The sequence below is a fragment of the Shinella kummerowiae genome, from assembly GCF_009827055.1.
Taxonomy (GTDB): Bacteria; Pseudomonadota; Alphaproteobacteria; order Rhizobiales; family Rhizobiaceae; genus Shinella; species Shinella kummerowiae.
Map to the genome: position 1 here is coordinate 532,605 of NZ_WUMK01000002.1, position 26,283 is coordinate 558,887.

29 protein-coding genes and 1 tRNA gene are annotated in these 26,283 nt (G+C 65.5%); 16 read left to right on the forward strand and 14 right to left on the reverse strand.

What is annotated here, in order from left to right; all coding sequences use genetic code 11:
* Positions 1–133 precede the first annotated feature (133 nt).
* Together GR138_RS07085 and lepA are read left to right on the forward strand one after the other, a co-directional pair.
* Positions 134–1,372 carry an MFS transporter gene (locus GR138_RS07085; RefSeq protein ID WP_160857901.1) on the forward strand — a complete coding sequence of 413 codons (1,239 nt, stop codon included), beginning with the start codon at positions 134–136 and terminating at the stop codon, positions 1,370–1,372.
* Between the two features lie 72 nt (positions 1,373–1,444).
* Positions 1,445–3,277, forward strand: a complete 1,833-nt coding sequence (gene lepA / locus GR138_RS07090; protein ID WP_160857902.1) for a translation elongation factor 4 — start codon at positions 1,445–1,447, stop codon at positions 3,275–3,277.
* A gap of 26 nt (positions 3,278–3,303) precedes the next feature.
* Here lepA and GR138_RS07095 read toward each other — a convergent pair whose 3' ends face one another.
* Together GR138_RS07095 and GR138_RS07100 are read right to left on the reverse strand one after the other, a co-directional pair.
* Positions 3,304–3,615 (reverse strand): Atu4866 domain-containing protein, encoded by a 312-nt coding sequence (locus tag GR138_RS07095; RefSeq protein ID WP_160857903.1) that lies wholly within the window; start codon positions 3,613–3,615, stop codon positions 3,304–3,306.
* 19 nt (positions 3,616–3,634) lie between these two features.
* Positions 3,635–4,357: an SDR family oxidoreductase gene (locus GR138_RS07100; protein WP_160857904.1), complete on the reverse strand. Its 723-nt coding sequence runs from the start codon at positions 4,355–4,357 to the stop codon at positions 3,635–3,637.
* Between the two features lie 97 nt (positions 4,358–4,454).
* Here GR138_RS07100 and GR138_RS07105 point away from each other — a divergent pair, with 97 nt between their 5' ends.
* Entirely contained in the window at positions 4,455–5,348 is an 894-nt protein-coding gene (locus tag GR138_RS07105; RefSeq protein WP_160858097.1) for a LysR substrate-binding domain-containing protein, read from the forward strand.
* Positions 5,349–5,357: 9 nt separating this feature from the next.
* On the opposite strand, the gene GR138_RS07110 is transcribed toward GR138_RS07105, so the two are convergent.
* The 4 genes from GR138_RS07110 to GR138_RS07125 all read right to left on the reverse strand — a co-directional run bounded on the left by GR138_RS07110 (position 5,358) and on the right by GR138_RS07125 (position 9,184).
* Complete coding sequence (locus GR138_RS07110; protein ID WP_160857905.1) at positions 5,358–6,104, reverse strand: F0F1 ATP synthase subunit A; 747 nt, start codon at positions 6,102–6,104, stop codon at positions 5,358–5,360.
* A 293-nt stretch (positions 6,105–6,397) separates the two neighbouring features.
* Positions 6,398–7,009: a methyltransferase domain-containing protein gene (locus tag GR138_RS07115; RefSeq protein ID WP_160857906.1), complete on the reverse strand. Its 612-nt coding sequence runs from the start codon at positions 7,007–7,009 to the stop codon at positions 6,398–6,400.
* A gap of 11 nt (positions 7,010–7,020) precedes the next feature.
* Positions 7,021–7,818, reverse strand: coding sequence for a bestrophin-like domain (locus GR138_RS07120; RefSeq protein ID WP_160857907.1), 798 nt, complete (start codon positions 7,816–7,818; stop codon positions 7,021–7,023).
* A gap of 643 nt (positions 7,819–8,461) precedes the next feature.
* Positions 8,462–9,184: a pyridoxamine 5'-phosphate oxidase family protein gene (locus GR138_RS07125; protein WP_160857908.1), complete on the reverse strand. Its 723-nt coding sequence runs from the start codon at positions 9,182–9,184 to the stop codon at positions 8,462–8,464.
* A gap of 69 nt (positions 9,185–9,253) precedes the next feature.
* Here GR138_RS07125 and GR138_RS30500 point away from each other — a divergent pair, with 69 nt between their 5' ends.
* Together GR138_RS30500 and GR138_RS30505 are read left to right on the forward strand one after the other, a co-directional pair.
* Entirely contained in the window at positions 9,254–9,805 is a 552-nt protein-coding gene (locus GR138_RS30500; protein WP_246200317.1) for a GntR family transcriptional regulator, read from the forward strand.
* A 15-nt stretch (positions 9,806–9,820) separates the two neighbouring features.
* Positions 9,821–10,654: an aminotransferase-like domain-containing protein gene (locus tag GR138_RS30505; RefSeq protein WP_338091051.1), complete on the forward strand. Its 834-nt coding sequence runs from the start codon at positions 9,821–9,823 to the stop codon at positions 10,652–10,654.
* On the opposite strand, the gene GR138_RS07135 is transcribed toward GR138_RS30505, so the two are convergent.
* The 3 genes from GR138_RS07135 to GR138_RS07145 all read right to left on the reverse strand — a co-directional run bounded on the left by GR138_RS07135 (position 10,651) and on the right by GR138_RS07145 (position 13,446).
* Entirely contained in the window at positions 10,651–11,376 is a 726-nt protein-coding gene (locus tag GR138_RS07135) for a type 1 glutamine amidotransferase (RefSeq protein WP_160858099.1), read from the reverse strand. The two genes, GR138_RS30505 and GR138_RS07135, sit on opposite strands and share 4 nt — an antisense overlap.
* 411 nt (positions 11,377–11,787) lie before the next feature.
* Positions 11,788–12,216 carry an RbsD/FucU family protein gene (locus GR138_RS07140; RefSeq protein ID WP_160857909.1) on the reverse strand — a complete coding sequence of 143 codons (429 nt, stop codon included), beginning with the start codon at positions 12,214–12,216 and terminating at the stop codon, positions 11,788–11,790.
* Positions 12,217–13,446, reverse strand: coding sequence for an ROK family transcriptional regulator (locus GR138_RS07145; protein ID WP_160857910.1), 1,230 nt, complete (start codon positions 13,444–13,446; stop codon positions 12,217–12,219). It abuts the gene before it with no gap.
* 285 nt (positions 13,447–13,731) lie between these two features.
* Between GR138_RS07145 and GR138_RS07150 the strand changes: the two genes are divergently transcribed.
* From GR138_RS07150 to pyrC, 5 genes are all read left to right on the forward strand, one after another.
* Complete coding sequence (locus GR138_RS07150; RefSeq protein ID WP_160857911.1) at positions 13,732–14,757, forward strand: sugar ABC transporter substrate-binding protein; 1,026 nt, start codon at positions 13,732–13,734, stop codon at positions 14,755–14,757.
* A gap of 270 nt (positions 14,758–15,027) precedes the next feature.
* A complete protein-coding gene (locus tag GR138_RS07155; protein WP_160857912.1) occupies positions 15,028–16,137 on the forward strand; it encodes an ABC transporter permease in 1,110 nt (369 codons plus the stop codon).
* A complete protein-coding gene (locus tag GR138_RS07160) occupies positions 16,137–16,916 on the forward strand; it encodes an ATP-binding cassette domain-containing protein (RefSeq protein ID WP_160857913.1) in 780 nt (259 codons plus the stop codon). Before GR138_RS07155 ends, GR138_RS07160 begins: the two co-directional genes overlap by 1 nt.
* Complete coding sequence (locus GR138_RS07165; protein WP_160857914.1) at positions 16,913–17,536, forward strand: nucleoside triphosphate hydrolase; 624 nt, start codon at positions 16,913–16,915, stop codon at positions 17,534–17,536. Before GR138_RS07160 ends, GR138_RS07165 begins: the two co-directional genes overlap by 4 nt.
* A 58-nt stretch (positions 17,537–17,594) precedes the next feature.
* Complete coding sequence (pyrC, locus tag GR138_RS07170; RefSeq protein ID WP_160857915.1) at positions 17,595–18,635, forward strand: dihydroorotase; 1,041 nt, start codon at positions 17,595–17,597, stop codon at positions 18,633–18,635.
* Positions 18,636–18,639: 4 nt separating this feature from the next.
* Here the strand turns inward: pyrC and GR138_RS07175 are convergent, their stop codons facing one another.
* Positions 18,640–19,401, reverse strand: a complete 762-nt coding sequence (locus GR138_RS07175; protein ID WP_160857916.1) for a Crp/Fnr family transcriptional regulator — start codon at positions 19,399–19,401, stop codon at positions 18,640–18,642.
* Between the two features lie 191 nt (positions 19,402–19,592).
* Here GR138_RS07175 and GR138_RS07180 point away from each other — a divergent pair, with 191 nt between their 5' ends.
* On the forward strand, positions 19,593–19,991 hold the full coding sequence (locus tag GR138_RS07180) for a response regulator (RefSeq protein ID WP_160857917.1): 399 nt from the start codon (positions 19,593–19,595) through the stop codon (positions 19,989–19,991).
* Here GR138_RS07180 and GR138_RS07185 read toward each other — a convergent pair.
* Entirely contained in the window at positions 19,982–20,431 is a 450-nt protein-coding gene (locus tag GR138_RS07185) for a DoxX family protein (protein ID WP_160857918.1), read from the reverse strand. The genes GR138_RS07180 and GR138_RS07185 overlap by 10 nt on opposite strands.
* Positions 20,432–20,609: 178 nt before the next feature.
* Between GR138_RS07185 and GR138_RS07190 the strand changes: the two genes are divergently transcribed.
* Positions 20,610–20,912 (forward strand): Rdx family protein, encoded by a 303-nt coding sequence (locus tag GR138_RS07190; RefSeq protein WP_160857919.1) that lies wholly within the window; start codon positions 20,610–20,612, stop codon positions 20,910–20,912.
* 50 nt (positions 20,913–20,962) lie between these two features.
* On the opposite strand, the gene GR138_RS07195 is transcribed toward GR138_RS07190, so the two are convergent.
* A complete protein-coding gene (locus tag GR138_RS07195) occupies positions 20,963–21,355 on the reverse strand; it encodes a BA14K family protein (RefSeq protein ID WP_160857920.1) in 393 nt (130 codons plus the stop codon).
* A 151-nt stretch (positions 21,356–21,506) separates the two neighbouring features.
* On the opposite strand from GR138_RS07195, the gene GR138_RS07200 reads away from it, so the two are divergent.
* The 3 genes from GR138_RS07200 to GR138_RS07210 all read left to right on the forward strand — a co-directional run bounded on the left by GR138_RS07200 (position 21,507) and on the right by GR138_RS07210 (position 24,444).
* Positions 21,507–22,937: a phosphohexomutase domain-containing protein gene (locus GR138_RS07200; protein WP_160857921.1), complete on the forward strand. Its 1,431-nt coding sequence runs from the start codon at positions 21,507–21,509 to the stop codon at positions 22,935–22,937.
* A gap of 97 nt (positions 22,938–23,034) precedes the next feature.
* Positions 23,035–23,121 (forward strand) — tRNA-Leu (locus tag GR138_RS07205).
* 171 nt (positions 23,122–23,292) lie between these two features.
* Positions 23,293–24,444, forward strand: coding sequence for an HPP family protein (locus GR138_RS07210; RefSeq protein ID WP_160858101.1), 1,152 nt, complete (start codon positions 23,293–23,295; stop codon positions 24,442–24,444).
* 12 nt (positions 24,445–24,456) lie between these two features.
* Here GR138_RS07210 and GR138_RS07215 read toward each other — a convergent pair whose 3' ends face one another.
* Positions 24,457–24,963, reverse strand: a complete 507-nt coding sequence (locus tag GR138_RS07215) for a GreA/GreB family elongation factor (protein WP_210253449.1) — start codon at positions 24,961–24,963, stop codon at positions 24,457–24,459.
* A 181-nt stretch (positions 24,964–25,144) separates the two neighbouring features.
* Positions 25,145–25,570 carry a nucleoside diphosphate kinase regulator gene (gene rnk / locus GR138_RS07220; RefSeq protein WP_160857923.1) on the reverse strand — a complete coding sequence of 142 codons (426 nt, stop codon included), beginning with the start codon at positions 25,568–25,570 and terminating at the stop codon, positions 25,145–25,147.
* A 327-nt stretch (positions 25,571–25,897) separates the two neighbouring features.
* On the opposite strand from rnk, the gene GR138_RS07225 reads away from it, so the two are divergent.
* Positions 25,898–26,242 (forward strand): DUF488 domain-containing protein, encoded by a 345-nt coding sequence (locus GR138_RS07225; RefSeq protein ID WP_160857924.1) that lies wholly within the window; start codon positions 25,898–25,900, stop codon positions 26,240–26,242.
* The last annotated feature ends 41 nt before the right edge of the window (positions 26,243–26,283 follow it).

Genomic DNA, 26,283 nt, shown 5'->3' on the forward strand with positions numbered 1-26,283 from the left:
AATAATTCTCTCTTATAATGGAGTCAACACGCATCACCCGATCTGAAAATAATTTCCGGCCATGCCGCTCCGGCGACAATGCGACATCGCCCGGCCGGATAAGGTGACGCCGCGAGAATCAGGAGGGTGACGCATGACAGGTGAAACGCAGCGGCCATCCTCGCTCTTTTCCATCACCGCCATCGTCGTCTCGATGACCTTTGTCGCCATCGGCAACGGCATCATGCTCGCCTATGTGCCCTATGTGCTGTCGCGCGCCGGTGCGCCATCCTGGACGCCGGGTGCCGCCGTCACCGCCATCGCCTTCGGCGGCCTGCTCGGCTGCATCTTGGCCGGGCCGGTCATTCGCCGCGTCGGCCATGCGCGGGCCTTCTCCTGCTCCATGGCGCTCGTCCTCATCGCCGCCTTTCTCGTGGCGCTCGGCGTCAACCCGCTCCTCTGGGTTTTGGCGCGCGGCATCTATGGCGCGGCCGGCAATTCCAATTTCATCATCGCCCAGAGCTGGCTGAACCACGCCGCCGACAACCGCTGGCGCGGCAAGGCCATGTCGTTCTTCTACATGGCCTATGTGCTGGGGCTCGGCGTCGGCGCCTGGCTGTTCGGGCAGATGCCGGCCGACGGCAACCTCGCGCCCCTCGTCACCATCTTCGTCACCACCATCGCCCTTCTCCCGATCGGCCTCACCCGGTTGCCGACGCCGCCGGCACCCGCCCGCGTCAGCGTCGATTTCGCCATGGCGTGGCGCAATTCTCCCGTCGCCCTCATCGGCGTGCTCGCCGCCGGCGGCCTGTCGATGGTCGTGCAAGGCTTCACGCCGATCTACGCCGCCACCAACAATGTCGGCCAGACCGACGTGGCGCTCCTGATGTTCGTCATGCAGTTCGGCCTGCTCTTCGTGCAATATCCGCTCGGCACGCTGTCAGACCGCATCGACCGGCGCATCGTGCTGATCTTCACCTGCCTGCTGATCGCCGGCACGGCCGTTGCCGCGCTCTTCGTCTCCTTCCAGGCCCTCGTCATCCTCATGCTGGTCTTCGCGCTGTGGGCCGGCGCGGTCGAAAGCGTCTATTCGATCGCCAATGCGCATGCCAACGACCGCACGGATCCGGAGGATTTCGTGCCGCTCGCCTCGACGCTGCTGGTCGCCTGGTCGGCTTCGGCGACTCTCGTTCCGCTGGCGGTCACGGCGCTCACCCCCGTCTATGGCCCGAAGACGTTCATCTATGCCGCGATGGCCGTCGCCCTGCTCTACGCCGCCTTCGTCGCCCATCGCCTGCGCCGTCGCGAGACCGTGCCGGTGGAGGCGCGCGAGAGTTTTGAGATCCGCAGCGCCCAGGTGCCGAATGCCGGCGCGCTCGTTGAGGGCGAATAGGCCCGGAATAGCGGCGTTCACACGCCCGAAACCCTTCATTTACCGCTTTGCGGGAATCTCGCTCGCTGCTATATGGCGCGCATGAGCACCAATAATTCCACGCCCCTCGACCATATCCGCAACTTCTCGATCGTGGCCCATATCGACCACGGCAAGTCGACGCTCGCCGACCGGCTGATCCAGTCGACCGGCGGCCTTGCCGCGCGCGAGATGTCGGAACAGGTTCTCGATAACATGGAAATCGAGAAGGAGCGCGGCATCACCATCAAGGCGCAGACCGTGCGCCTGCACTATGTCGCCAACAATGGCGAGACCTACGTCCTCAATCTCATCGACACGCCCGGCCACGTCGACTTCGCCTATGAAGTGTCGCGCTCGCTGTCGGCCTGCGAGGGCTCGCTGCTCGTGGTGGATGCCTCGCAGGGCGTCGAGGCCCAGACGCTCGCCAACGTCTACCAGGCGATCGACAACAACCACGAACTCGTCACCGTGCTCAACAAGATCGACCTGCCGGCGGCCGAGCCCGACCGCATCCGCGAGCAGATCGAGGAAGTCATCGGCATCGACGCGTCGCAGGCGGTGCTGATTTCGGCCAAGACCGGCCTTGGCATTCCCGACGTGCTGGAAGCCATCGTCCACCAGCTGCCCGCGCCGAAGAGCGAGGGCGGCGAGACCGCGCCGCTGAAGGCGCTGCTCGTCGATTCCTGGTACGACACCTATCTCGGCGTCATCGTGCTCGTGCGCATTCTCGATGGCGTGCTGAAAAAGGGCCAGACCATCCGCATGATGGGCACGGACGCGAAATACCAGGTGGAGCGTGTCGGCGTCATCACGCCGAAGATGGTCACCGTCGAGGCGCTCGGCCCGGGCGAGATCGGCTTCATCACCGCCTCCATCAAAGAAGTGGCCGATACCCGCGTCGGCGATACGATCACCGAGGACAAGCGCCCGACCGCCACCATGCTGCCGGGCTTCAAGCCGGCGCAGCCGGTGGTGTTCTGCGGCCTGTTCCCGGTCGATGCCGCCGACTTCGAGGATCTGCGCGCCGCCATGGGCAAGCTGCGCCTCAACGACGCGTCCTTCTCCTTCGAAATGGAATCCTCCGCCGCCCTCGGCTTCGGTTTCCGCTGCGGCTTCCTCGGGCTGCTGCACCTCGAAATCATCCAGGAACGCCTGGAGCGCGAATTCGACCTCGACCTGATCGCGACGGCGCCGTCGGTCGTCTACAAGCTGTTCATGACGGACGGCACCGAGCGCGAACTGCACAATCCGGCCGACATGCCTGATGTCGTCAAGATCAAGGAAATCCACGAGCCGTGGATCCGCGCGACGATCCTGACGCCGGACGATTATCTCGGCGGCATCCTCAAGCTTTGCCAGGACCGCCGCGGCATCCAGGTGGAACTCACCTATGTCGGCACGCGCGCGATGCTGACCTATGACCTGCCGCTCAACGAAGTGGTCTTCGATTTCTACGACCGGCTGAAGTCGATTTCCAAGGGCTACGCCTCGTTCGACTACCAGATCACCAACCATCAGGAAGGCCATCTGGTCAAGATGTCGATCCTCGTCAACGGCGAGCCGGTCGATGCGCTGTCGATGATGGTGCACCGCATGGCCGCCGAAAAGCGCGGCCGCGAGATGTGCGAGAAGCTCAAGGAGCTGATCCCGAAGCACATGTTCAAGATCCCGATCCAGGCCGCCATCGGCGGCAACGTGATCGCCCGCGAGACCATCTCGGCCCTGCGCAAGGACGTGACCGCCAAATGCTACGGCGGCGACGCCACCCGCAAGCGCAAGCTGCTCGACAAGCAGAAGGCCGGCAAGAAGCGCATGCGCCAGTTCGGCAAGGTGGAAATCCCGCAGGAAGCGTTTATCGCAGCCCTCAAGATGGGCGACGAGTGAGAGGCTGTCGCCCCTCACCATAACCTCTAGCGGCGATAGAGCACCATGCCGGCGTGATGGAGCACGCCATCGACGAAGTCTCCGTCGGCGGTGAAGCCGGTATCGTCCCAATAGTCGATATGGTCGCCTGTCACCACGTATCGGCCGAGATAGGCGCGTTCGCGCGTGCCGCGCGCCTCGACATAGCGGCCGTCGGGTCGAAGCTCATGGCGGATATATCCGTCTTCGGTCACCCACAGGCCGGCATAGGGGTGCATTGCGGAGGCGCCAGCCTCCTCGGCACCGGCGACCTGGCTCATCAGGGCAAGCGCCACGAGCGTTGCGGCTGGTTTCTGCATGGTCGTTCTCCTGTCCTGATCAGTTGGCCGAGGCCGTCGGCCGGATGGTGATCTCCGTCGTATCGACGCTTTCGGGCGCCTCGATCACCTGGCGCACCGCGCGGGCGATGTCGCCGGGCTTGAGGGCGATGGCGCGGTAATCGTCCATCAAGGCCGCCGTCGGCGCATGCGTGATGGTCGCGGCAAGGTCGCTTTCCACCACGCCGGGATTGACGCAGGTGACGCGGATCACGTCGCTCTCCTGGCGCAAGCCGTCGGAAATAGCCCGGACCGCGAATTTCGTCGCGCAGTAGACCGCCGCCGTCGGCACGACATGCAGCGCGCCGATCGAGCCGATATTGATGATCTGCCCGCTGCCCTGCCGCTCCATCACGGGCTGCACGGCGCCGATGCCCCACAGAACGCCCTTGATGTTGACATCCACCATGCGCTCCCACTCGTCGAGCTTGCCGGCGGAAAGCGGCGACAGCGGCATGATGCCGGCATTGTTCACGAGCACGTCGATGCGCCCCCAGAGATCGAGGGCCGTGCGGGCGAACGCCTGCATCGCCGCACGGTCGGTGACGTCGAGTTCGCGGGCTTCGGCCGTGCCGCCTTTGGCGCGGATATCCGCCACCACGACGTCGAGGCGGTCGGCCCGTCGCGCGCCGAGCAGCACCTTGGCGCCTGCCGCCGCCAGCTCGCGGGCAATGGCCTCGCCGATACCGCCGGACGCGCCTGTCACGAGAATGATCTTGTTCATGTTTCAGCTCCATTTCATTTGCCTGCTGAAGATGGACCCGCATCATCGGTGCGTGTATCCCTTCAATCCTTGACGCACCGGTTAGCTGAACTGGACAATCACCATGGATCTCAATCTTCTCTCGCTCTTTCAGGCCGTCGCCGACGAAGCCAATTTTCGTGCTGCCGCCGATCGTCTCGGCGTGACACGATCGGCGGTCAGCCAGGGCATGCGTCGGCTCGAGGATCATGTCGGCATGGCCCTTGTCACCCGCACGACGCGCTCGGTGCGGCTGACGGAGGCGGGCGAGCGCCTGCGGGCGGCGCTGTCGCAGCCGATGACCGATATCGCCACCGCGCTGGAGCGGGTGGCCGACGAGGATGCGCCGCGCGGATTGCTGAAGCTCGCCGTCACCTCGATTGCCGAGGAGTTCCTGTCCGGTCCGCTGCTTGCCGCCTTTGTCGAGGCTTATCCTGACATCACCGTCGATGTGACGGTGACCGACGAGGAATCCGACATCGTCGAGATGGGCTTCGATGCGGGCATCCGGCTCGGCGAGGTGATCGAACAGGATATGATCGCCGTGCCCGTCGGCGGGCAACAGCGCGAAGCCGTCGTTGCCGCCCCCTCCTATCTCGCCGCCCACGGCGCGCCGGCACATCCGCGCGATCTCGTGCACCACCGCTGCATCGGCTGGCGCCGCGCGCCGAACGTTGCGCCGCATCGCTGGGAATTCGAGGAGAACGGCACCGCCTTCGATGTGGCCGTCGAGGCGCAGATCACCACCAATGACCTGCGCCTGATGCTGCGCACGGCCCTCGCGGGCGCCGGCCTTACCTTTGCCCCGCGCGAGACCTTCCAGCCGCATGTCGACAAGGGCGAGCTCGTCTGGCTGCTGGAAGACTTCCTCACGCCCTTCCCCGGTTTCTATCTCTACTATCCGCAGCGCCGGAACATGGCGCCGAAGCTGCGCGCCCTGGTCGACCATATCCGCCGCTGGCGCGCGCGCTGAGCTTGTGCCTCAATGCCCCGGATGCAGGGCGTCGTTCAGGTACATGCAGGTCAGCATGGTGAACACATAGGCCTGGATCAGCGCCATCAGCAGTTCCAGCGCCGTCAGCGCCACCGTCATGGCGAGCGGCAACACCGCGCCCACAAGGCCGAGCGTACCGAGGTCGCTCATCGACACGACGAAGCCGGCGAACACTTTCAGCGTGATGTGGCCGGCCAGCATGACGGCGAACAGACGCACGGAATGGCTGACGGGGCGGGAGAGATAGGAAATCACCTCGATCGGCACGATGATCGGCGTCAGGATCAGCGGCACGCCATCAGGCACGAACAGTTTCAGGAAACCGGCGCCATGCCGGAACAGGCCGTAGAGCGTGACCGTCGTAAAGACTAGCATGGCGAGCGCGAAGGTGACGATGAGATGGCTCGTCACCGTGAAGGCATAGGGGAACATGCCGACAAGGTTCGCCACCAGGATGAACAGGAAGAGGGAAAACACCAGCGGGAAGAAGCGCATGCCCTGCTCGCCGGCATTGGCCCTGAGCGTCGTCGCGACGAACTCGTAGACCATTTCCGCGGCCGCCTGCCAGCGGCCGGGCACCAGCCCGCGCCGTCCGGTCGCCAGAAGCAGGAAGGCGCTCGCCAGCACGACGGTCACCACCATATAGGCGGAGGAATTGGTGAAACCGACATCCAGCCCGCCGATTTCGAACGGGACAAGCGGCTTGATCTCGAATTGCTCAATGGGTCCGGCCATCGGATATCCTCACAGGGGCAACGCGCAGGGCCGGCCGACGTTCCGGGCTCGCAACAGCGCAACGCACGGCACGCGCAGGCCGCGCGGCAGATTTCAGAACGGAAGGGTGAGAAGGGTTCGCGGGTGTCGGCATTCTCTCTCGATTGCGAGATGAGGGGCCGTCCCCGGAACGAACAAGGCGCTGGTCGTCCAGCGCGAGGGCTGTTTAGCCGCTGCGAGAGGTGATGGCAAGCACCGCCGGTATCGCACCGCTCCGCTTCGACCCGGCACCCGCCCGGCCGCGCGAAAGCCGATCAGATTTCCGGCCGCTCGAACGCCATCCAGGTCCAGCGAACGCCCAGCGCCCGGTTTCCCGCTTGGTGGGAGGCGGTGTCCTGCCGCCGCAACAGGGCAAGACCGCACCCCCCGGCGGCGGCAATGGTTGCCTCGTCAGACATCGGAAAAGCACGGCGACCGGCAACACCCGGCCCGTGCCGCAGCGCCAGCACGAGCCGCCCGCCGCGCGCCAGCATTCCCGCGAGCACCGGCATCGCCACGGCGCGCGCCGTGTCGTCGATATGCTGCCACACGCCATTCAGCGTGACGAGGTCGAACGGCCCAAGCTCCCGCGCTGCCGATAGGTCCGGCAAGGTATCGTCAAGCCAGGTGATGCCCTTGTCGCCATGCCGCGCCATCCCGGCCTCGCGCAGCGCCCGGACGGGCTCGACGGCGAGAACCCGGTGGCCCTGCCCGGCAAGCCACGCGGCATCGCGCCCCGTCCCGGTGCCGATATCGGCCGCGCGGCCGGGTGTCTTCGGCAGCAGGTCGAGCACAGGCGCATAGAGCACCGCCGGATCGAAGGCCTCGTAGCGTTCGATCAGGTCGGGTGTGGCAGCAGCGGCGTAACCGTCGAGAATGTCGTTCACGGCGCCGACCTTCACGATGGCGCAAGCACCTTGCCGAGATCGCCGCTCAACAGGTGCTCGAAGGGGCGGGGCGGCAGCTTTCCCGGATTGGCGTAGGGATTGGAGAAGGCGAAGATGAAAAACAGGATGACGCCGGAATAGGCCCCGAAAAACGACAGCAGCACGAGATGCGTCTTGGTCGGCCGATAGACATAAAAGGCCGCGGAAATGATGATGAGGCCGATGATGGCCGGCCCCCAGAACAGGCCGGAGAAACGGCCAGCCGAGGCCGCCTCGCGCAATTGCCGGAACCGGGCAATCTCCGCGGTCTTCTCCTTCATGTGGCCGCTCAGATAACGTTCGCGTTCGCTGGCGGGCTCGAGGTCCAGCACGCGGGCATAGACCGCGTTCCATTCCTCCCAGGCGCGCGGCGAAAGCCCCTCGCGATGCCCCAGTCGCTCCCATTCCTCGTCGACGACGATGGCAACGTAGCGCGCCAGCCCCTGCTGGATCGGCAGCACGATCGCGCCGCCATAGCGGCCGGCATCGTTGAAGACATCCGAGATGGCGATCGCCTCGTCGACCAGCGTTGCGCGCACGCCCTTGTAGTCGTCCAGTTCCTGCGCATAGACGAGACCGAGGATGAGGCTGTGCAGCGTGGCCACGCGCACCGCGACGCTTCCCGCCACTTCCAGCGTCCTATCGCCTTCGTGCCCCGGATGGATCAACCGGCGCGCCAGGAAATAGGAACCCAGCACCAGCGTGATCGTCGCGAGCACGACGGCGGAGCCGGACAGCAGCGAAGAGAGGACGTCGGCGAGGTCTTCCATGAACGCACCATTCGCCACCGCCCCTGAAGAATCAAGCCGGGCGGGCCAGCAATCGTTGCCACGCACGGCGAAATTTTCCCCGTCCCGCAAATCCGGCCTACACTCCTCCCATCCCGCCGAAGGATACGCTGCCAGGCGTGGCAGTCAGGCGGGATCGGCGCTTGTGATGCGGGAAGGACGTGCACCTTCATCGCAAGGGTCTGCGGAAAATGGTCTCCCTCCGGCGATCCGGGGGATTTGGCGGGGGTGTCGGACCGGGCCTGCCATTTCCCCTGATAAATTCGGCGGGCGTGCCTGTGGGGCACACAAAGGGATCGGGTTTGGCGCGGGTGACGTCCGAGGGGTTTCCCCCGGTTTGCCCGGCGCGATGGAAGACGGTGCCGATCGGCAGCCATGGCTGCGGCAGCGTAAGTCTGAGGGCGTGCATGGTGCTTTCCGATGGAAAGGCACGCCACCGTTCCCATAGACCCATCCTCCCAGAGAGACCGAAGTCGCAGGCAAAAACCGCTGAACGGGGCGCTGAGAGGTGTCACATATACTAAACCTTACGAGGCAGCTCCCAGCGCCCCGTCCGATGCTTGCCAAAACCCACGGGCGGAAAAGCCGCCACGTGGATATCTCCGCTGGAGAGACCATGCGCCGGTCAGCCGTCCTCGTAGATCCGCTGCCCGGTCTTGAGCGCCTCATCCAGCCGCCCGCCTTCGGGAAAGATCGACAGCGTCTCGGGCTTGTCGACGCCCGCCACCAGCCGGTGACAGGTTTCGGCAGCACCCAGCACGGTCGTCACGGGGATGACGCCGGCCCAGATGGGCAGGGCAAAATCCTCCTCGTCGTCGCCGACGCCCTTGGCGCGCACCTTGGCAGCCGCCTCGTCGATCGGCATGGCGATGATCGTCGTGGCCTTGGCCTCCTGGGTGGTGATGGGGCGGAGCAACGCGCTGCGCTCGGGGTAGAAGCGGTCGACGACGTCGCGCATCGCCTCGATCTTCTCCTCCGGGTCCTCGACGAGGCGGGCGGTGCCGAAACACATGGCGGAGCGGTAATTGGCCGAATGGTTGAAGCCCGAGCGCGCCAGCACCAGCCCGTCGAGATGGGCAACGGTGAGGCAGGCGGGCGTGCCGGTCTTGAGGTGGCGCAGCATACGGCTCGCCGACGAGCCGTGCCAGTAGAGCGTGTCGCCCTTGCGCCAGAACAGCGTCGGCGTCGTATAGGGCTGGCCGTCGATGACATAGGCGACATGACAGAGCATGGCCGCGTCGAGAATGGCGTGCACGGCGGCGCGATCGTAGCTGCCGCGTTCGTGCAGGCGCTTGACGCGGTTGCGCGGGGTGACGGGATAGGTGGCAGTCTCGGTCTCGGCGGTCATGCATCTTGCCTTTCAGGAATGATGCCGCCATGGTGCGCCATGCCATTGGATCGAAAAAGTACCAATCCTATGCAAAAAAATCAGGCCAATCTGCCGGACTGGTCGTCGCTCATTCCCGTCCTGCCGGCGACCGGAAAGCGCACACCCGCACTGTATCGCGAGCTGCGCCGGCTGATCGAGGCGGGTGCCATTCCGGCGGGCAGCAAGCTGCCGCCGTCGCGCGATCTGGCGCAGCGGCTGAAGACGGCGCGCGGCAGCGTCGTCGCCGCCTTCGAGACGCTGATCGCCGAAGGCTACGCCGTGGCGCGTAGGGGCGCCGGCACCTTCGTCGCCGATCGGGTGCCGACGGTGAAGCCGGTGGTCGCCCTCGAAACAAAAAGCGCCGATCCGAAAATGCCGTTGCCCGGCACGCTCGGCGTCGCCATGGCCGATGCGCGCACGCTGAAAATCTTCCGCACGCTGCTGTCGCGCCATCTCGCCCGCCCCGGCCCCGAGCATTTCTATTACGGCGATCCGCGTGGCGGCGAAGCGCTGCGCCAGGCGGTCGCCGCCTATTTGCGGCAGGCACGCGGCGTGCGCTGCGAGGCCCGCTCGATCGTCATCACCACGGGCACGCAATAGGGCATCGACCTCGTCATCCGCACCGCACTCTCGCCGGGCGACCGGGTGATGATCGAGGACCCGTGTTACCCGAGCGCCCGAGCCGCCTTCGCCGGCAACGACCTTGCTCTCTCCGGCCTCGCCGTCGATGCGGAGGGTGCTGACATCGCGCTCGCCACTCCCGGCACCCGCGCGGTCTATGTCACGCCGTCGCATCAGTTCCCGCTCGGCGTGACCATGAGCATGCGCCGGCGCCTGGCGCTGATCGACTGGGCGCGCGAGACGGGCGGCTGGATCATCGAGGACGATTACGACAGCGAATTCCGCTATGCCGGCCCGCCGCTCGCCGCCATGCAGGGCATGGATGACAGCGGCCGCGTGATCTATCTCGGCACCTTTTCCAAGGTGCTGTTTCCCGGCCTGCGCCTCGGCTACGCCGTCATCCCGGACCCGTTGCTCGACGCCGTGATGAGCTTGCGCAGCCGCAGCGACCGCAACCCGCCGACGTTGGCGGAGGCCGCGCTGACCGACCTTCTCCGCGAGGGCCACTTCGCCGCGCATCTGCGCCGCGCCCGGCGGCAGGCGCAGGCGGCACGCGATGCGCTGGTCGAGGGGCTTTCGGCGGCGAAAAACCTGTCCGTCGCCGTGCCGGACCAGGGCCTGCACCTCGTCGCCGGCCTGCCCGCATCGCTCGTCGATACGCATGCCGTGGACATGGCCCGCACGGCCGGGCTCGGCGTGCGGGCGCTCTCGTCGATGGCCGTCACCAACCCGCCAAAGCAGGGCCTGGTCATCGGCTTCTCCGGCTTTGCCCCGGCGGTCCTGCAGGCCGCCGCGACACGGTTCGCAGCCGCCATTTCGAAGTATTAGGCGACGCGGCGCGTCTCGGCGGCGGCGATCGTCGCCACCCACGCTCGGGCGATGGCAAGACCCGTTGCATCGGCGCTGGGGCCGCTTTCGGCAGCGAATGCAGCGCGCTGTGCAAGCCAGCCGGGCTGCAGCGTCTCGATCAGCTTCGGGAACGTCTCGACCCAGCCGTCCACCACGTCGCGGCTCGCCTCGAAGTGGAACTGTGTGCCATAGACGGCGCGGCCGATGCGGAAGGCCTGGTTTTCGGCGGCGGGATTGGTCGCGAGCCTGACCGCGCCCTCCGGCAGCGTGAACGTGTCGCTGTGCCACTGGAAGATCGGGAAGGAGCCGCTCGCGGCCGAAAGCACCGGATCACCGGCCCCGTCCGCCGTCAGCGCCACCGTGCACCAGCCGAATTCCGGTGCCGCGCCGATGCGGTTTTCCGCCCCATAGGCCCGGGCGAGCAGCTGGCTGCCGAGACACACGCCGAGCACCGATTTGCCGGCATCGCCGAAGCGGCGCATCAGGCCGGCAAGGGCCGGCAGATAACCATGGCGCTCGTCGTCGCGGGCATTCTGCGGGCCGCCCATGACGACGATCGCGTCGTGGCCGGTCTCGTCGGCGGGGATGGCGTCGCCGGCATGCGGCCGGCAGATGTCGATCTCGGCCCCTGCCTCCGCGAGCGCCACGCCGATCTGACCCAGCAACGTGACCTTGTCATTTTCCACCACCAGCACCCGCATGCGATACTCCTGCTCATCGATATGGCGCGAGACAACCATGCCCTTGTGCTTCGTTCAAGGACTTCGGACAGAAAGAACCCGGCTCTTTCGAGCCGGGCGAGACGGGGAGGATCGGCGAAGGGAAAAATCAGCGGCAGATGCGGATCGTCTCGATGGAGACATTGCCGCAGCGTTTGCAGGGTTTCACCGGCCTGAGGAGCAATCGTGCTCGTAGCCGTAGCTGTAGTAACCGGCCTGCGAGGGCGCTGCGAAGGACACGGCGGCGACGAGGGCGACGGTGGCGGAAAGGATGATCTTGCGCATGGGGTCTCTCCTGATCTCTGGTTGCGGATGAGCCTGTCTCATCCGGTGCCCAGACTGTCCCACATCACCTTCCGCGACGCTGTTCCGCGTGGAACACGGCAGGGAACGCTAGGGATAGATAACACCCTTGCGCAGGATGACATTGGCATAGAGCCGCGGCTCGCCGGTCTGCACCAGCGTGTGGGCGGCGCGCACGCGGTTGTAGAAATCGGCGCCGACGAGGGGCACGACCGTGCGGGCCGGCTCGTGCCGGGCGCAGCAGGCGATGATCTCGTGATGCACCGGCTCCAGCGTGTCGCGCTCCTGGCGGAAGGTCGAGCGGAAGATCGCGTCCTCGACGAAATCGTCGATCGGCATCACCGAGAGCACGGCGTTCAGCGCCGGGATGAGCGGCACGCCATCGAGGCGGATCAGCCGACGGGCATGTTCGACACCCGGATAATTGCCATCGACGATGGCGATCTCGTCGCCATGGCCCATGGCGCGCAGCGTGGCGAGCAGCTCCGGGCTCAGGATGGGGTCGATACCTTTCAGCATTCAGGCAAGCTCCTTGAAGAGGACATTGTGGTCCGGAAGATAGCGGGAAAACAGCGGCAGGCTGGCGCCGCCGACCGAGCGGGCGTGGCTGCCGACCGCGCCTTCGACGATCTCCGGCATGGTGACGCCCTGCAGGTCGAGCCGGGCGACGGCGTCCTTCGTCGCCGCCACGACACGCGCGCGCACCCAGGCGGGAAAACCGCCATCGATGATGACGGCGGAAAAGTCGATAACCGAGGCGGAGGCGACGACCGCCTGGGCAAGCGCTGCGGCCATGTCGTCGATCCAGATTTCCAGCGGCGGGCCGAAGTCGATCCAGCCGTCGGGCGAATACCACAGCGGCTTCGGATCGATGCCATGCTCGCGCAGGAGGTTTTCCAGCCGGTAGATCGAGGCGATCTTCAAGAGCTGCACCGTCTCGCCGTTGCGGCCCTGCACGGGCAGCGGGCCGATGGCGCCGGCCGTGCCGGTGCGGCCGGTGAACAGCGCGGAGTTCAACACCACGCCGCCGCCGATGAAGGAGCCGATGAACAGATAGAGGAAATCCGGATATTGCGGGCCGAGGCCGAAGACCAGCTCGGCCGCACAGGCGCTGGTCGCATCGTTCTGCAGCGCGACGGGATATGTTACGCGCCGGGCAATCTCCGCCTCCAGATCGACGCCGCGCCACTGGTCCATGTCGGCCTGCGGCGCGCCCACCTCGCCCGCCCAGCTCCACAGCTCGAAGGGGGCGGCAACGCCGAGGCCGGCGATGCGGGCGCGCTCCTCCGGCGTGATCGCCGCTTCCAGTTCGGCAAGCCCCTCCTCGACGAAGGCGAGCAGCGGGCCGGGCATGGGATAGGCATAGGTGCGACGGACCTGCCGACGGATGCCACCCACGAAATCCATCATGACGAGGTCAGCGCTGCGGCGGCCGATCTTCAGGCCGAAGGAGTAGACGGCGTCGGGATTGAGCCGCATCGGCACGGAGGGTTGGCCGACCTTGCCGCGCATCGGCGCGCCGCGCATCAACAGGCCCTCGGCCTCCAGCGCGCGCATGATGACGGTGACGGTCTGGGCGGACAGGCCGCTGCGCCGGGCGATCTCGGCCTTCGACAAGGTGCCGTGCCGGCGCACCAGCGACATGACGAGGCGCTCGTTATAGGCGCGCACGCGCACCTGGTTGGCGCCCCCGCTCGGGTCGAGGATTTCGGCCGGCGCGGCGCGTGCCGTCGCGGCATGTTTGCTCATCGTCTCCTCCCGTGCCGGTCGCGGCGCAAAGCACCTCTTCCGGTCCTCTTATCGGCTGGCGTTCCGCTCTTCCATCGGAAACGATACAGCCGGGGCTCTCACCCGTTCTTTCCACCAGCATGCCACATCGAATTAATAATTCAATTCGATTTATTTATTGACAGGCATTTCTTTTGGTGGTCTTTTCACGATCGGAAACACGGAAAGCCGGCGGAGGAGCCCCTGGCCCGTGTGACCGGATGGCCCCGACAGGGCGCATCCCGTTTCGTCCTTGGGAGGATACAGATGAAGAAATCGATCATTTCCGCCGCTCTCGGCGCGCTTGCGCTCGGCGTTGCCTTTTCCTCGCCGGCTGCCGCCGCCGACACCACTGCCTGCCTGATCACCAAGACCGACACCAACCCCTTCTTTGTCAAGATGAAGGAAGGCGCCGAAGCCAAGGCCAAGGAACTCGGCGTCACGCTGAAGGCCTATGCCGGCAAGGTCGACGGTGACTCGGAAAGCCAGGTTGCCGCGATCGAGACCTGCATTGCCGACGGCGCGAAGGGCATCCTGATTGCCGCCTCCGACACCAAGGGCATCGTTCCCTCGGTGCAGAAGGCGCGCGAAGCCGGCCTGCTCGTCATCGCGCTCGACACGCCGCTCGAGCCGCTCGACAGCGCCGACATGACCTTCGCCACCGACAACCTGCTGGCCGGCGAACTGATCGGCAAGTGGGCCGCCGCCACGCTGGGCGATGCCGCCAAGGACGCCAAGATCGCCTTCCTCAACCTGACGCCCTCGCAGCCGTCGGTCGACGTGCTGCGCAACCAGGGCTTCATGAAGGGCTTCGGCATCGACGTGAAGGACATTTCCAAGATCGGCGACGAGGACGATGCCCGCATCGTCGGCCATGACGTGACCAACGGCAACGAGGAAGGCGGCCGCACCGCCATGGAAAACCTCCTGCAGAAGGATCCGTCGATCAACGTAGTGCACACGATCAACGAACCGGCCGCTGCCGGCGCCTATGAAGCGTTGAAGGCTGTCGGCAAGGAAGGCGACGTGCTGATCGTCTCCGTCGACGGCGGTTGCCCGGGCGTGCAGAACGTGGCCGACGGCGTGATCGGCGCCACCTCGCAGCAGTACCCGCTGATGATGGCGGCACTCGGCGTCGAGGCCATCAAGAAGTTCGCCGACACCGGTGAAAAGCCGAAGGCCACCGAAGGCAAGGACTTCTTCGACACGGGCGTGACGCTCGTCACCGACAAGCCGGCAGCAGGCGTCGATTCGATCGACACCAAGGCCGGCAAGGACAAGTGCTGGGGCTGATGCCCCGCCAAGCCGGCCCGGTTTGACCGGGCCGGCCATCCGCCATGGACGGATCGGGTCGCGATAAACGCACCCTTGTTTTGACAATCGCAAAGAGACGTGGGCACCTTTCTCCCCGGCGACCAGCGGCACGGTATCATGCTGCTGCGCGGAGAAGGCCGCCCGAAGAAGGCGGCAGGTGCGCTTGAAGCGTCTCTACCGACACGTCCACGCACCCAATGTATCCGGCACTGCCGCGACGGTCGGCATCGGAAGGGGAGGAAAAGGATCATGAGTGAGACAACGGTGGCCACACCGGCCTCGCAACCCTCGCAGGGTTCGCAACCCTCGCAGGAATTCGAGAAGGTACTGACCGGCAGCGCAACGCAGGTCGCGTCCTTCGATACGCATGACAAGACAGCCATCCAGAAGTTCCAGCATTTCCTGCACGGCAGTCCCTCTGCCGTGCCGCTGATCGTGCTGGTGATGTCCGTGGCTGTCTTCGGCATCATTCTCGGCGGAAAATTCTTCTCTGCCTTCACCATGACGCTGATCCTCCAGCAGGTGGCGATCGTCGGCATTGTCGGCGCGGCGCAGACGCTGGTCATCCTGACGGCCGGCATCGACCTGTCGGTCGGGGCCATCATGGTGCTCTCGTCCGTGGTCATGGGCCAGTTCAACTTCCGCTACGGCTTGCCGCCGGCGGTGTCGGTGCTCTGCGGCCTCGCCTGCGGCGCGCTGTGCGGCTATATCAACGGCCTGCTCGTCGCCCGCATGAAACTGCCGCCCTTCATCGTCACGCTCGGCATGTGGCAGATCATTCTCGCCTCGAACTTCCTCTACTCGGCCAACGAGACGATCCGTTCGCAGGATCTCGCCCGCGATGCGCCGCTCTTGCAGTTCTTCGGCAACAATATCCGGCTTGGCGGCGCGGTCTTCACCTATGGCGTCATCGCCATGGTGCTGCTGGTGGCGCTGCTCTGGTACGTGCTGAACCACACCGCCTGGGGCCGCCATGTCTATGCGGTCGGCGACGACCCGGATGCGGCGGAACTTGCCGGCGTCAACGTCAAGCGCATGCTGGTCTCGGTCTATACGCTGTCCGGCCTGATCTGCGCGCTGGCAGGCTGGGCGCTCATCGGCCGCATCGGCTCGGTCTCGCCCACCGCCGGCCAGTTCGCCAACATCGAATCGATCACCGCCGTGGTGATCGGCGGCCTCTCGCTCTTCGGCGGACGCGGCTCGATCCTCGGCATGATTTTCGGCGCGCTCATCGTCGGTGTCTTCTCGCTCGGCCTGCGCCTCATCGGCACGGACCCGCAATGGACCTATCTCCTGATCGGCGTCCTCATCATCTCGGCCGTCGCAATCGACCAGTGGATCAGAAAGGTAGCAGGCTGATGGCTCTCGAACCCATTCTCACCGCACGCGGTCTCGTCAAACGCTATGGCCGCGTCACCGCCCTCGACAATGCCGATTTCGATCTCTATCCCGGCGAAATCCTCGCCGTGATCGGCGACAACGGTGCCGGCAAATCCTCGATGATAAAGGCGATCTCCGGCGCGATCACGCCGGACGAGGGCGAAATTCGGCTCGAGGGCCAGCCGATCAACTTCCGCTCGCCGATCGAGGCGCAGAAGGCCGGCATCGAGACGGTCTATCAGAACCTCGCTTTGTCGCCGGCCCTTTCGATTGCCGACAACATGTTCCTCGGTCGGGAACTGCGCAAACCCGGCATCATGGGCAGCCTGTTCCGCACGCTCGATCGCGGCGCGATGGAAAAGTTTGCCCGCGACAAGCTCTCCGAACTCGGCCTGATGACGATCCAGAACATCAACCAGGCGGTGGAAACGCTGTCGGGCGGCCAGCGTCAGGGGGTTGCGGTGGCGCGTGCCGCGGCCTTCGGCTCGAAGGTCATCATCCTCGACGAGCCGACGGCCGCACTCGGCGTCAAGGAAAGCCGGCGCGTGCTGGAACTCATCCTCGACGTGCGCCGGCGCGGCATCCCGATCGTGCTGATCTCGCACAACATGCCGCATGTCTTCGAGGTGGCGGACCGCATCCATATCCACCGGCTCGGCCGGCGGCTGACCGTGATCAACCCGAAGGACTACTCGATGTCCGACGCCGTTGCCTTCATGACAGGCGCCAAGCTGCCTGCGGAGGCGATTGCGGCATGATATCGCCGACCACGATCGTCGATGCACTCCTGCGGCGCGCGGGGAACGCGCGCCGCTTCCTCGTCGGCCTCGCCGGGCCGCCGGCCGCCGGCAAGTCGACGCTGGCCGAAGCCCTGCGGGAGGGCCTGCTCGCCCGCGGCGAGGCCGCCGAAATCCTGCCGATGGACGGTTTCCACATGGACAACGGCATTCTCGCCGAGCGCGGACTGCTGCAGCGCAAGGGCGTGCCGGAGAGTTTTGACGGGCGCGGCTTCGTCGATATCGTGCAGGCGCTGAAACGCGCCGACGGCGAAGTGCTGGTGCCGGTCTTCGACCGGTCGCGCGAACTTGCCATCAATGCGGCGCGCGCCATTCCGGTCGAGACACGCTTCATCCTCGCCGAGGGCAATTACCTGCTCTTCAAGGATGCGCCCTGGGACCGGCTGGACGGCGTGTTCGATTTCACCATCTTCGTCGGCCCACCCTACACGGTGCTGGAAGAGCGGCTGCGCCAGCGCTGGATGGGTTACGCGCTGCCGGAAGACCAGATCGGCTGGAAGCTCTACGGCAACGATCTGCCGAACGGAAAGCGCATCCTGGAAAACTCCCGGCCCGCCGACCTGCATATCGACATCTTCTGAGCGATTGTCGTCGGCGCCCACGGATGCTATCGCAGCCGCAACACGCGGGAGATGACCGATGACCACAGAACTGACCATCCGCCGGCCGGACGACTGGCACCTGCACCTGCGCGACGGCGCCATGCTGGAAGGCGTGATCGGCGACACCAGCCGCCACTTCGCCCGCGCGATCATCATGCCGAACCTCGTGCCGCCGGTCGTCACCACCGCCGACGCATCGGCCTATCGCGACCGCATCCTCGCCGCCCTGCCCAAGGGCGACCGGTTCGAGCCGCTGATGACGCTCTACCTCACCGAGCAGACCAATCCCGACGACGTGGAAGCCGGCTTCAAGAGCGGCCTGATCCGCGCGGTCAAACTCTACCCGGCCGGTGCGACGACCAATTCGCATGGCGGCGTGCGCGATATGGACAAGGCGATGCCGGTGCTGGAGCGCATGGCGAAGATCGGCCTGACGCTCTGCGTGCATGGCGAGGTGACGACGCCGGAGGTCGATATCTTCGACCGCGAGGCGGTGTTCATCGAGACCGTGCTCGACCCGTTGCGCCAGCGCCTGCCGGAGTTGCGCGTCACCATGGAACACGTGACGACGAAGAACGGCATCGACTACATCAAGGCGTCGAAGGCGAACCTCGCCGGCTCGATCACCACGCATCACCTGATCATCAACCGCAACGCCATCCTCGTCGGCGGCATCAAGCCACATTATTACTGCCTGCCCGTCGCCAAGCGCGAGGAGCACCGGCTGGCGCTGCGCGCCGCTGCCACCTCCGGCGACAGGCGCTTCTTCCTCGGCACCGATTCCGCACCGCATGTCGATCCGTTGAAGGAATGCGCCTGCGGCTGCGCCGGTATCTACACCTCGATCAACACGATGAGCTGCCTTGCCCATGTGTTCGAACAGGACGGCGCGCTCGACGCGCTGGAAGCCTTCGCCTCGCTGAACGGTCCGGCCTGGTACGGCCTTCCGGCAAACGAGGAGACGATCCGCCTCGTCAAGCGTGCGGAACCTGTGAGCTTCCCGGCCAGGATCGAGACGGGGGCGGGACCGGTCACCGTGTTCGACCCGATGTTCCCGCTGCACTGGGACGTGGCGTAAAACGCTAGATGAAGGGGCGGGCTTCTCTTTTGAGGCCCTCCCAGCCGGACAGCGCGAGCAGGCCGTCCGCATCGAGGATCTCGCAGCCCTTTTCCTGCCAGCGCATCAGCTTGCGATCCGACAGCTTGCGCAGCGTCTTGTTGGTGTGCACGAGCGACAGGCCGAGGGTATCGGCGACATGCTGCTGGGTGATCGGAATGACCCGCCGCCCGCCATTGACGCCCGCCGAATGGGCGCGCTGGTGGATGAAGGAGAGGAGATAGGCCGTGCGCTCCAGCGCGGTGCGCCGGCCGACGCTGAGCAGATGTTCGTCGAGGATGCGCTCCTCATGCGCGGCGATCCAGGTGAGGTCGTAGCCGAGGGAGGGGTGGCGCTCGAACAGGCGTTCCAGCTTGGAGCGTTCGAAGACGCAAAGCGTCACCGGCGTCAGCGCCTCGATGGAGTGATCCATCTCGCCCATCAGGCTGCCTTGCAGGCCGATCAGATCGCCGGGCAGCACATAGTTCATGATCTGGCGACGGCCATCCGGCAGAAGCTTGTAGCGAAAGGCCCAGCCGGAGAGCACGGTGAAGAGATGGGCGCTGTGCATGCCCTCGACGAGAATCGTCGCGCCGCGCTCGCTGGACAGTTCGCCGCTCTTGAACTGCGAAATGAAGTCGAGTTCCTTCGCGGTGAAATCGCGAAAGCCCGAAAGCTCCCGCAAGGGACATTGCTGGCAGGGCGTGCGCCATTTCGAGGGATGGTTGCCCGCCGTGCTGCTGACCATTCTGCCTTGCCCCTTCCGTTCCCCGTGCCAAGCACCGGACTGGCCTGTTGAACGTGGAACCTCCCGCGTTGTTCCATAAGGCAGTTTGCTATGTCTTTTTTAAATGACACCCCGTGGGCCCAAGCCCAAAGTCCGCGCTCCGAACCGCCGGTCGATCCGGCGGTTGCGCATGGACTGAGGAGTGCGGCACCATGGAACCTTTTCTTCCGCACATCGTGATCGCTGAACGCGAATTCCTGATCGCGCTTGACGCGGAATTCCTGATCAAGGCGGCGCTCGACTGCCGCATAACGCTGCTGCGGCCGGAGCAACTCGACCAGTGGGATAGCGCGGCACTGTCAGGGATCGACCTGTGCCTGCTCGACGTGCCGCTCGACGCAACACAGATAACGGCGCGTATCCAGCGGCTGATCGACGCGCGCGTGCCGCTGCTTTTCACCACGGTCGGCGGCGTCGATACCAGCGGTATTGAAGGTTTCGAGGTCATTCCCGTCGCGAAGAAACCCTATGACGGCGAGGCGATCATGGCCCTCATCAAAGGGCGGTTGCGGCCAGCGCCGCAACCACCCGAAGCGATGGATCAGAACTGACGGCCGAGCTTGGCGTCGACCGAATGGCTGTTTGCGCCGCGGATGACGAAGTAGAACATGATGAGCGCCCAGAGGATGGACTTTTCCGCGCCCATCAGGCCTTCAGCCTGCACGATGCCGTGGAAATAGATGGTGACGGTCAGCACGATCATCGCCGCGAAGGCGGCCGGCCGCGTGAACAGGCCGATGGCGATCAATATGCCGCCGAAGAACTCGGTGGCGGCAAGCAGCGGCGACCAGAAGGCGCCGGGATAAAAGCCGAGGCTTTCGACCATGCCGCTCGCACCAAAAGGGTTCATGATCTTGCCGTAGCCATGGGTGACGAGCAGCAGGCCGGCGGCGACGCGCAGGATCGTTTCTGCGCTTTCACCGAGCGCCGCATAGAGGCCGCCGAGCGACGGAATGATGAGGCGGGGACGGCTGGTGGTGAAGTCGGTCATGAGGTCTCCTGAAGGGATGTTGCAGTGCACCACGTCTCCCTCATGAACCTGGCTGCGACAAGATGTCCAACAACAAAACATGATAAATTGAGTTGACATTTCCGTGAGAGGATCGTGTGCAGGCAGGTGCCAAGGCGCGTGCGCTGCTATATGCTTTCCGGATCATCAGGAGGGTGCCATGACCGGGGAAAAGCCGCGCGTTTCCATACTTTACTGTACCCAGTGCAACTGGCTGCTGCGTGCCGGCTGGATGGCGCAGGAGCTGTTGTCGACCTTTTCCGATTCTCTCGGCGAAGTGGCGCTCATCCCCGGAACCGGCGGCAATTTTGAGATACGGGTCGGCGCGGCGCTGGTCTGGGAGCGCAAGCGCGACGGCGGCTTTCCGGGACCGAAGGAACTCAAGCAGCGCGTGCGCGACATCATCGAGCCCGGCCGTGACCTCGGCCACACCGACCGCACGGCCGACAATACAACCGGATGAAACGAAAACGGCGGGCCGAGGCCCGCCGTCTTGTTTGTCACCCGACCGGCTTAACGGTAGGGCGAGTAGCACATGCGATAGACGCCGCCACCCGCATGGTAGCGGTTGGTGTACGGGTCATAGGTCCGGTAACGGTTCGAGCACCACCGGACATGGGCGTTTCTGCCACCGCCATAATAACGCGGCCGCTCGTAGCGCGGGCGATAGTAGCGGGGCCGATAATAACGCCGCTCATAACCGCCATAATACGGGCGATCGTAGCGGCGATAATGCCGGCGTTCGCAACCGTAACCGTAGCAGAACTCCACCTGAGCCCTGGTGACGTCGCTTTTTGTCTCGACCTTCGGCACGGCCAGCGGAACGGCCTCGGCCACTCCCATCGGCGCGATTGCGGAGGCGATGCTCATCGCGCAACCGAAAACGAGATTTCGAATCTTCGACATGTTGATCCTCACTGTTCTGGCGGGATTTCTCCCAGTCTCGTCCCTGCTTTGCATTACGTTCACGCATTTTGTTTTATTCATGATCGCGCATCCGCATAAGCACGGGATTTACCGCCGGATTAACGATCCGCAAGAGGCATGAGGGGACGACATGAGCCTGAAATTCGGAACCAGCGGCCTCAGGGGGCTCTCGGTCGATCTGGAGGGACCGGCAACCGCCCTCTACGCCACGGCTTTCGCCCGGCATCTGCTGGCTTCCGGCATCGCGCAACCGGGTAACGAGGTTCTGGTCGGCCGCGACTTTCGCGCCTCCAGCCCGGCCATTTCGGCCATCGCGATCGGCGCCCTGCGCAAGGCCGGGTTCGCCCCGCGCGATTGCGGCGCGCTGCCCACACCGGCGCTTGCGCTCACCGGCCTCGCCCGCAAGGCGGCCTGCCTGATGGTCACCGGCTCGCATATTCCCGCCGACCGCAACGGCATCAAATTCTACCGGCCGGACGGCGAGATCGACAAGACGGACGAAGCCGCCATCACCGCCGCCGCTGCGGCGATCCGCGCCGAGGAGACAGCTTTCGACGCCGCGCAGGAAACGGCTGACGACCTGCATGATGCCGCCATGGCGCTCTACGACGCCCGCAACCGCCTGCTGCTGCCGGCTGACAGCCTTGCCGGCCTGCGTGTCGGTGTCTACCAGCACTCGACGGTCGCGCGCGATCTCTTCGTCTCCGTGCTGACCCGCTACGGCGCGGATACCGTCGCGCTTGGCCGGTCGGAAAGCTTCATTCCGGTGGATACGGAAGCGGTTTCCAGCGAAACCACAGCGCTGCTGCAGGGCTGGGCGGTACAGCACGGGCTCGACGCCATCATCTCCGCCGACGGCGATGGCGACCGGCCGCTCGCCACCGACGAGACCGGCACGCCGATTCGCGGCGACCTGATCGGCCTCATCGCCAGCCGCTTCCTCGGCGCCACCGCCATCGCGACACCCGTGACCTCCAATTCCGGCATCGAGGCCGCAATCGACGGCACCGTGCTGCGCACCAAGGTTGGCTCTCCCTTCGTCATCGCGGCCATGAACGAGGCGGTCGCGGCGGGCGAACAGGCCGTGGCCGGCTTCGAGGCCAATGGCGGCACGCTGACCGCCACGCCCTTCACCGTGAACGGCCACACACTCGCGCCGTTGCCGACGCGTGACAGCCTGATGCCGGTGCTCGCCGTTCTGGCGCTTGCGGCCGCGCAAAAACGTCCGCTTTCCGCGATCGCCGCCGGCTTCGCCCTGCCGGCTGCCGCAAGCGACCGTCTCGAAAACTTCCCCGTCGAAACGAGCGCTGCGCTGATGGCCGAGCTGCGCTCGGGCGCTAACGCGCTTGCCGCGTTCCTGGCACCAATCGGCGTGCCGGCGACGGTCAGCGACATCGATGGTTTGCGCGTGACGCTGGAGACCGGCGACGTCGTGCATTTGCGCCCGTCCGGCAATGCGCCGGAAATGCGCTGCTACGTGGAGGCCCGCGATGACGCCGCCGCCTTCCGGCTGCTCACGGCCGGGCTCGCGCGCATTCGCGAATGGGCGCTCAACCGGTGAAGATTTTTGCGCTGCACAGGGTTTTCGCCAAGCTGTTGCAAAAACTTCAAAAAGCCTGTTGACACCGGGCGGCGGTCCTTCTACATCGCTCTCCGTCGCCCAGATGGCGGAATTGGTAGACGCGCCAGCTTCAGGTGCTGGTACTCGAAAGGGTGTGGAGGTTCGAGTCCTCTTCTGGGCACCAAATTCCCGTTCCGGATTTTCGGAACAGCCAAAAAAGCCCGGCTCTGCCGGGCTTTTTTGTTGCCCGCAGCAAGCCCGCTCGCCGCAGGGCAAAATCCTCCGATTGCGCCTTGCGTCCCGACTGCGATAGGCAGATAAGCGTGAAAATCAGTCATCCGCTTCTGCGATCAGGATCATCGTGGCCATTCCTCCGCACGATGCCCAGAAACCGGGCAATTCATCCAGGTTCCGTTTTTTCGCACCGATTCTCGCCGGTGCCACGCTGAAAGAGCGGCTGATCGGCTGCGTCGGCGCGCTGATCGGCATCTGCCTGACCAGCCTCGTCTGCGCGCTTGTCATGGGGCAGGATCCGAACCTGCCGCTGATCGTCGCCCCGATCGGCGCCTCCGCCGTCCTGCTCTTCGCCGTGCCGGCAAGCCCGCTGGCCCAGCCCTGGTCGATCGTCGGCGGCAACACGATTTCCGCTTTTGTCGGCGTGACCGTCGCCACGCTCGTCACCAATCCGCCGCTGGCCATCGGCCTTGCCGTGGCGCTGGCCATCCTCGTCATGTCGCTGACGCGCTCGCTGCACCCGCCGGGAGGGGCAGCCGCACTGACCGCCGTCGTCGGCGGCGCTGCCGTGGCGCGGGCCGGCTTCTGGTTTCCGCTGGTGCCGATCGCCATCAACTCGCTGATCCTTGTCGCCGTCGGCATGGTGTTTCACCGGCTTGCCGGGCGGCAATATCCGCATCGCCAGGCGATCGTGCCCGTCAACACGCACAAGACCGCCGACCCGCCGGCGGCCTTTCGCGTCGGGTTCAACAGCGAGGACATCGACGTCGCCATTGCCAGCCTCAACGAGACGCTCGACGTCAGCCGCGCCGATATCGACGCGCTGCTGCGCGAAGTCGAGCTGCAGGCGCTGCTGCGCCAGCGCGGCGAGCTTACCGCCGCCGACATCATGTCGCGCGACGTGGTGACGGTCGCCGAGACTGCGACGGCCGACGAGGCGCGCACGCTGCTGCTCGAGCACGATATCCGCACGCTCCCCGTGCTCGACGCAGCGGGACATCTTTCCGGCACCGTCGGCCTCCGGGAGCTGGCCGCCATGGCGCCCGCGACGCCCCTTCCCGTATCGCAGGCTGCGACCGCCAAACCGTCCGACCCGGCGATCGGCCTTCTGCCGCGCCTGACGGACGGCACCATTCACGCCGTTGTGGTCCTCGATGACGAACACCATGTCGTCGGCATCATTTCCCAGACCGACCTGCTGGCGACGCTGGCAAAAAGCCTCTCGCAGACCGGCCCGACCGCACTGATGGGCGGGAACGGGCAGGGCATCTGAGCCGATCCCGGCTCAAGCCGCCGATGGTCCCGGCCCCGTGCGGGGGCCGTTTTCGTTCGCCGGCGTGAAGGCGCGTTCTTCCAGCCCTCCGGCAATCAGCCGGAAGGCCGGCCGCGCCGAAGGCACCGCTGCATGGGAGAGATCGGGCATGGCCGCCGGCTGGAAAAGCACCTTTTCCAGAACGACCCAGTCCCGCCGGCCTTCCGGCCGGGCGAAGGCGATCGCCTGCCCCTCGCGGAGGCCGAGCAGCGCCAGGCCATAGAAGGTGGTGACCGACAGGAAGGCGCTCCCCGGTGCATAGCTGCCGGGCAGGCAAAGCGTGCGGGTATCGGTGAGCCCGCTTGCGCAGCGAAACGAGACGCGCGCGTCGATCATTGCCAGGTCCGCCGGCGTGCGGCGTTCTGCCGGCAGGCGAGCGGCCAACAGTTTTCGGTCGAGCAAAGCAGACCATTCCTCGGTCAGCGGCGGCCAGTCACGGCGCAGTCTTTCCAGCACATAGAGGTCTCTTGCCGTCAACATTGCGGGATCGCATCCCATAGCCATTCTCCATCCTGCCCGCCTTCGAGGCGCGGCAAACAAACCCATGGTGGAGAAGCCCCCTGGCCGCGGATGCGGCGCAGGGGGTCACGATCCTGCGACGAGGCAACCTCCGATGCGTCCGGAGCAAGAGAAGGACAGGAACTTCATCGCCGCCAGCGCCTCAGGACGCTTGGGCCGTTTCCGGCGCGGCGCTGTGCACGGACAGCACGCTGAGGCGCCGCACCCGGCCGTCACGCGCGGCCCATTCGATCGACTGGCCGGCGGACAGGCCGAGAAGGGCTGCACCGACCGGCGTCAGCACAGAAATGCGCTGGCGGGAAATATCGGCATCCTTCGGGAAAACGAGTTCGGCGGTCTGCGCCGGTTCGTCATCGATGCGGAACTCGGCGATCGAGCCCATGCGCATGATGCCGGGCGCCATGCGCGCATCGTCGAGGATTTTTGCCCGGTCGAGTTCGACGGCAAGCTGTTCTGCGGCATGCGGATCGCGCGCGGCCAGCATGTCGGCAAGGTTCGACAGGCGGGCATGTTCGGAACGGGCGATGGTGATGGCAGGCCGGCGGCTGCCCTTGGTCTTGCTGGTCATGGAAACCTCACGACACGGTGTCTCGCGGCCCGGGGGCACACGAACATGAAAAAAACGGGAATGGTGTGTCGCGCTGGTCTGGCACGGTTTCCAAATGACGGAACCGCATTTGCCCCACGGCTGGGGCACGACGCGACCAAGCCGAGGGGCTAGTGTCCTGCGAGAGGAAACAGCCGTTTCAGAAACCGGGCAAGGGATGGCATCGTGTTCATGGTCCTATGATGGGATGAGCGGGATGGCAAAGTCAAGCCGGCGCGCCGGAACGTCGCGCTTGCGGCGCGCGCCGTTCCGGCGCCAGATGGGCGGGTGGGCAATGCGGAGGCTCAGATGCCGATACGGATCAAGCGTGTTTACGACGAGGCCGAAGCACGGGACGGTGTGCGCATTCTCGTCGACCGGCTCTGGCCACGCGGCATGTCGAAGGACAAGGCCGCCTTTGCCGAATGGATGAAGGAGCTCGCGCCGACAACGGCGCTTCGCCAATGGTTCGATCACAAGCCGGAGCGCTGGACGGAATTCCAGGCACGCTACCGGGAGGAGCTGCGGGAAAATCCGCTGATCGCTCCGCTGCGCCAGCGCGCCGCAGCGGAGACGGTCACTCTGCTCTACGGATCCCGCAATCGGGACTTCAACCATGCCAGGGTGCTGGCTGATTATCTGCTGGAGACATAGCAAGAGGATTTCATTTGCCAGGTAAGGAAAAAGGCGCGATC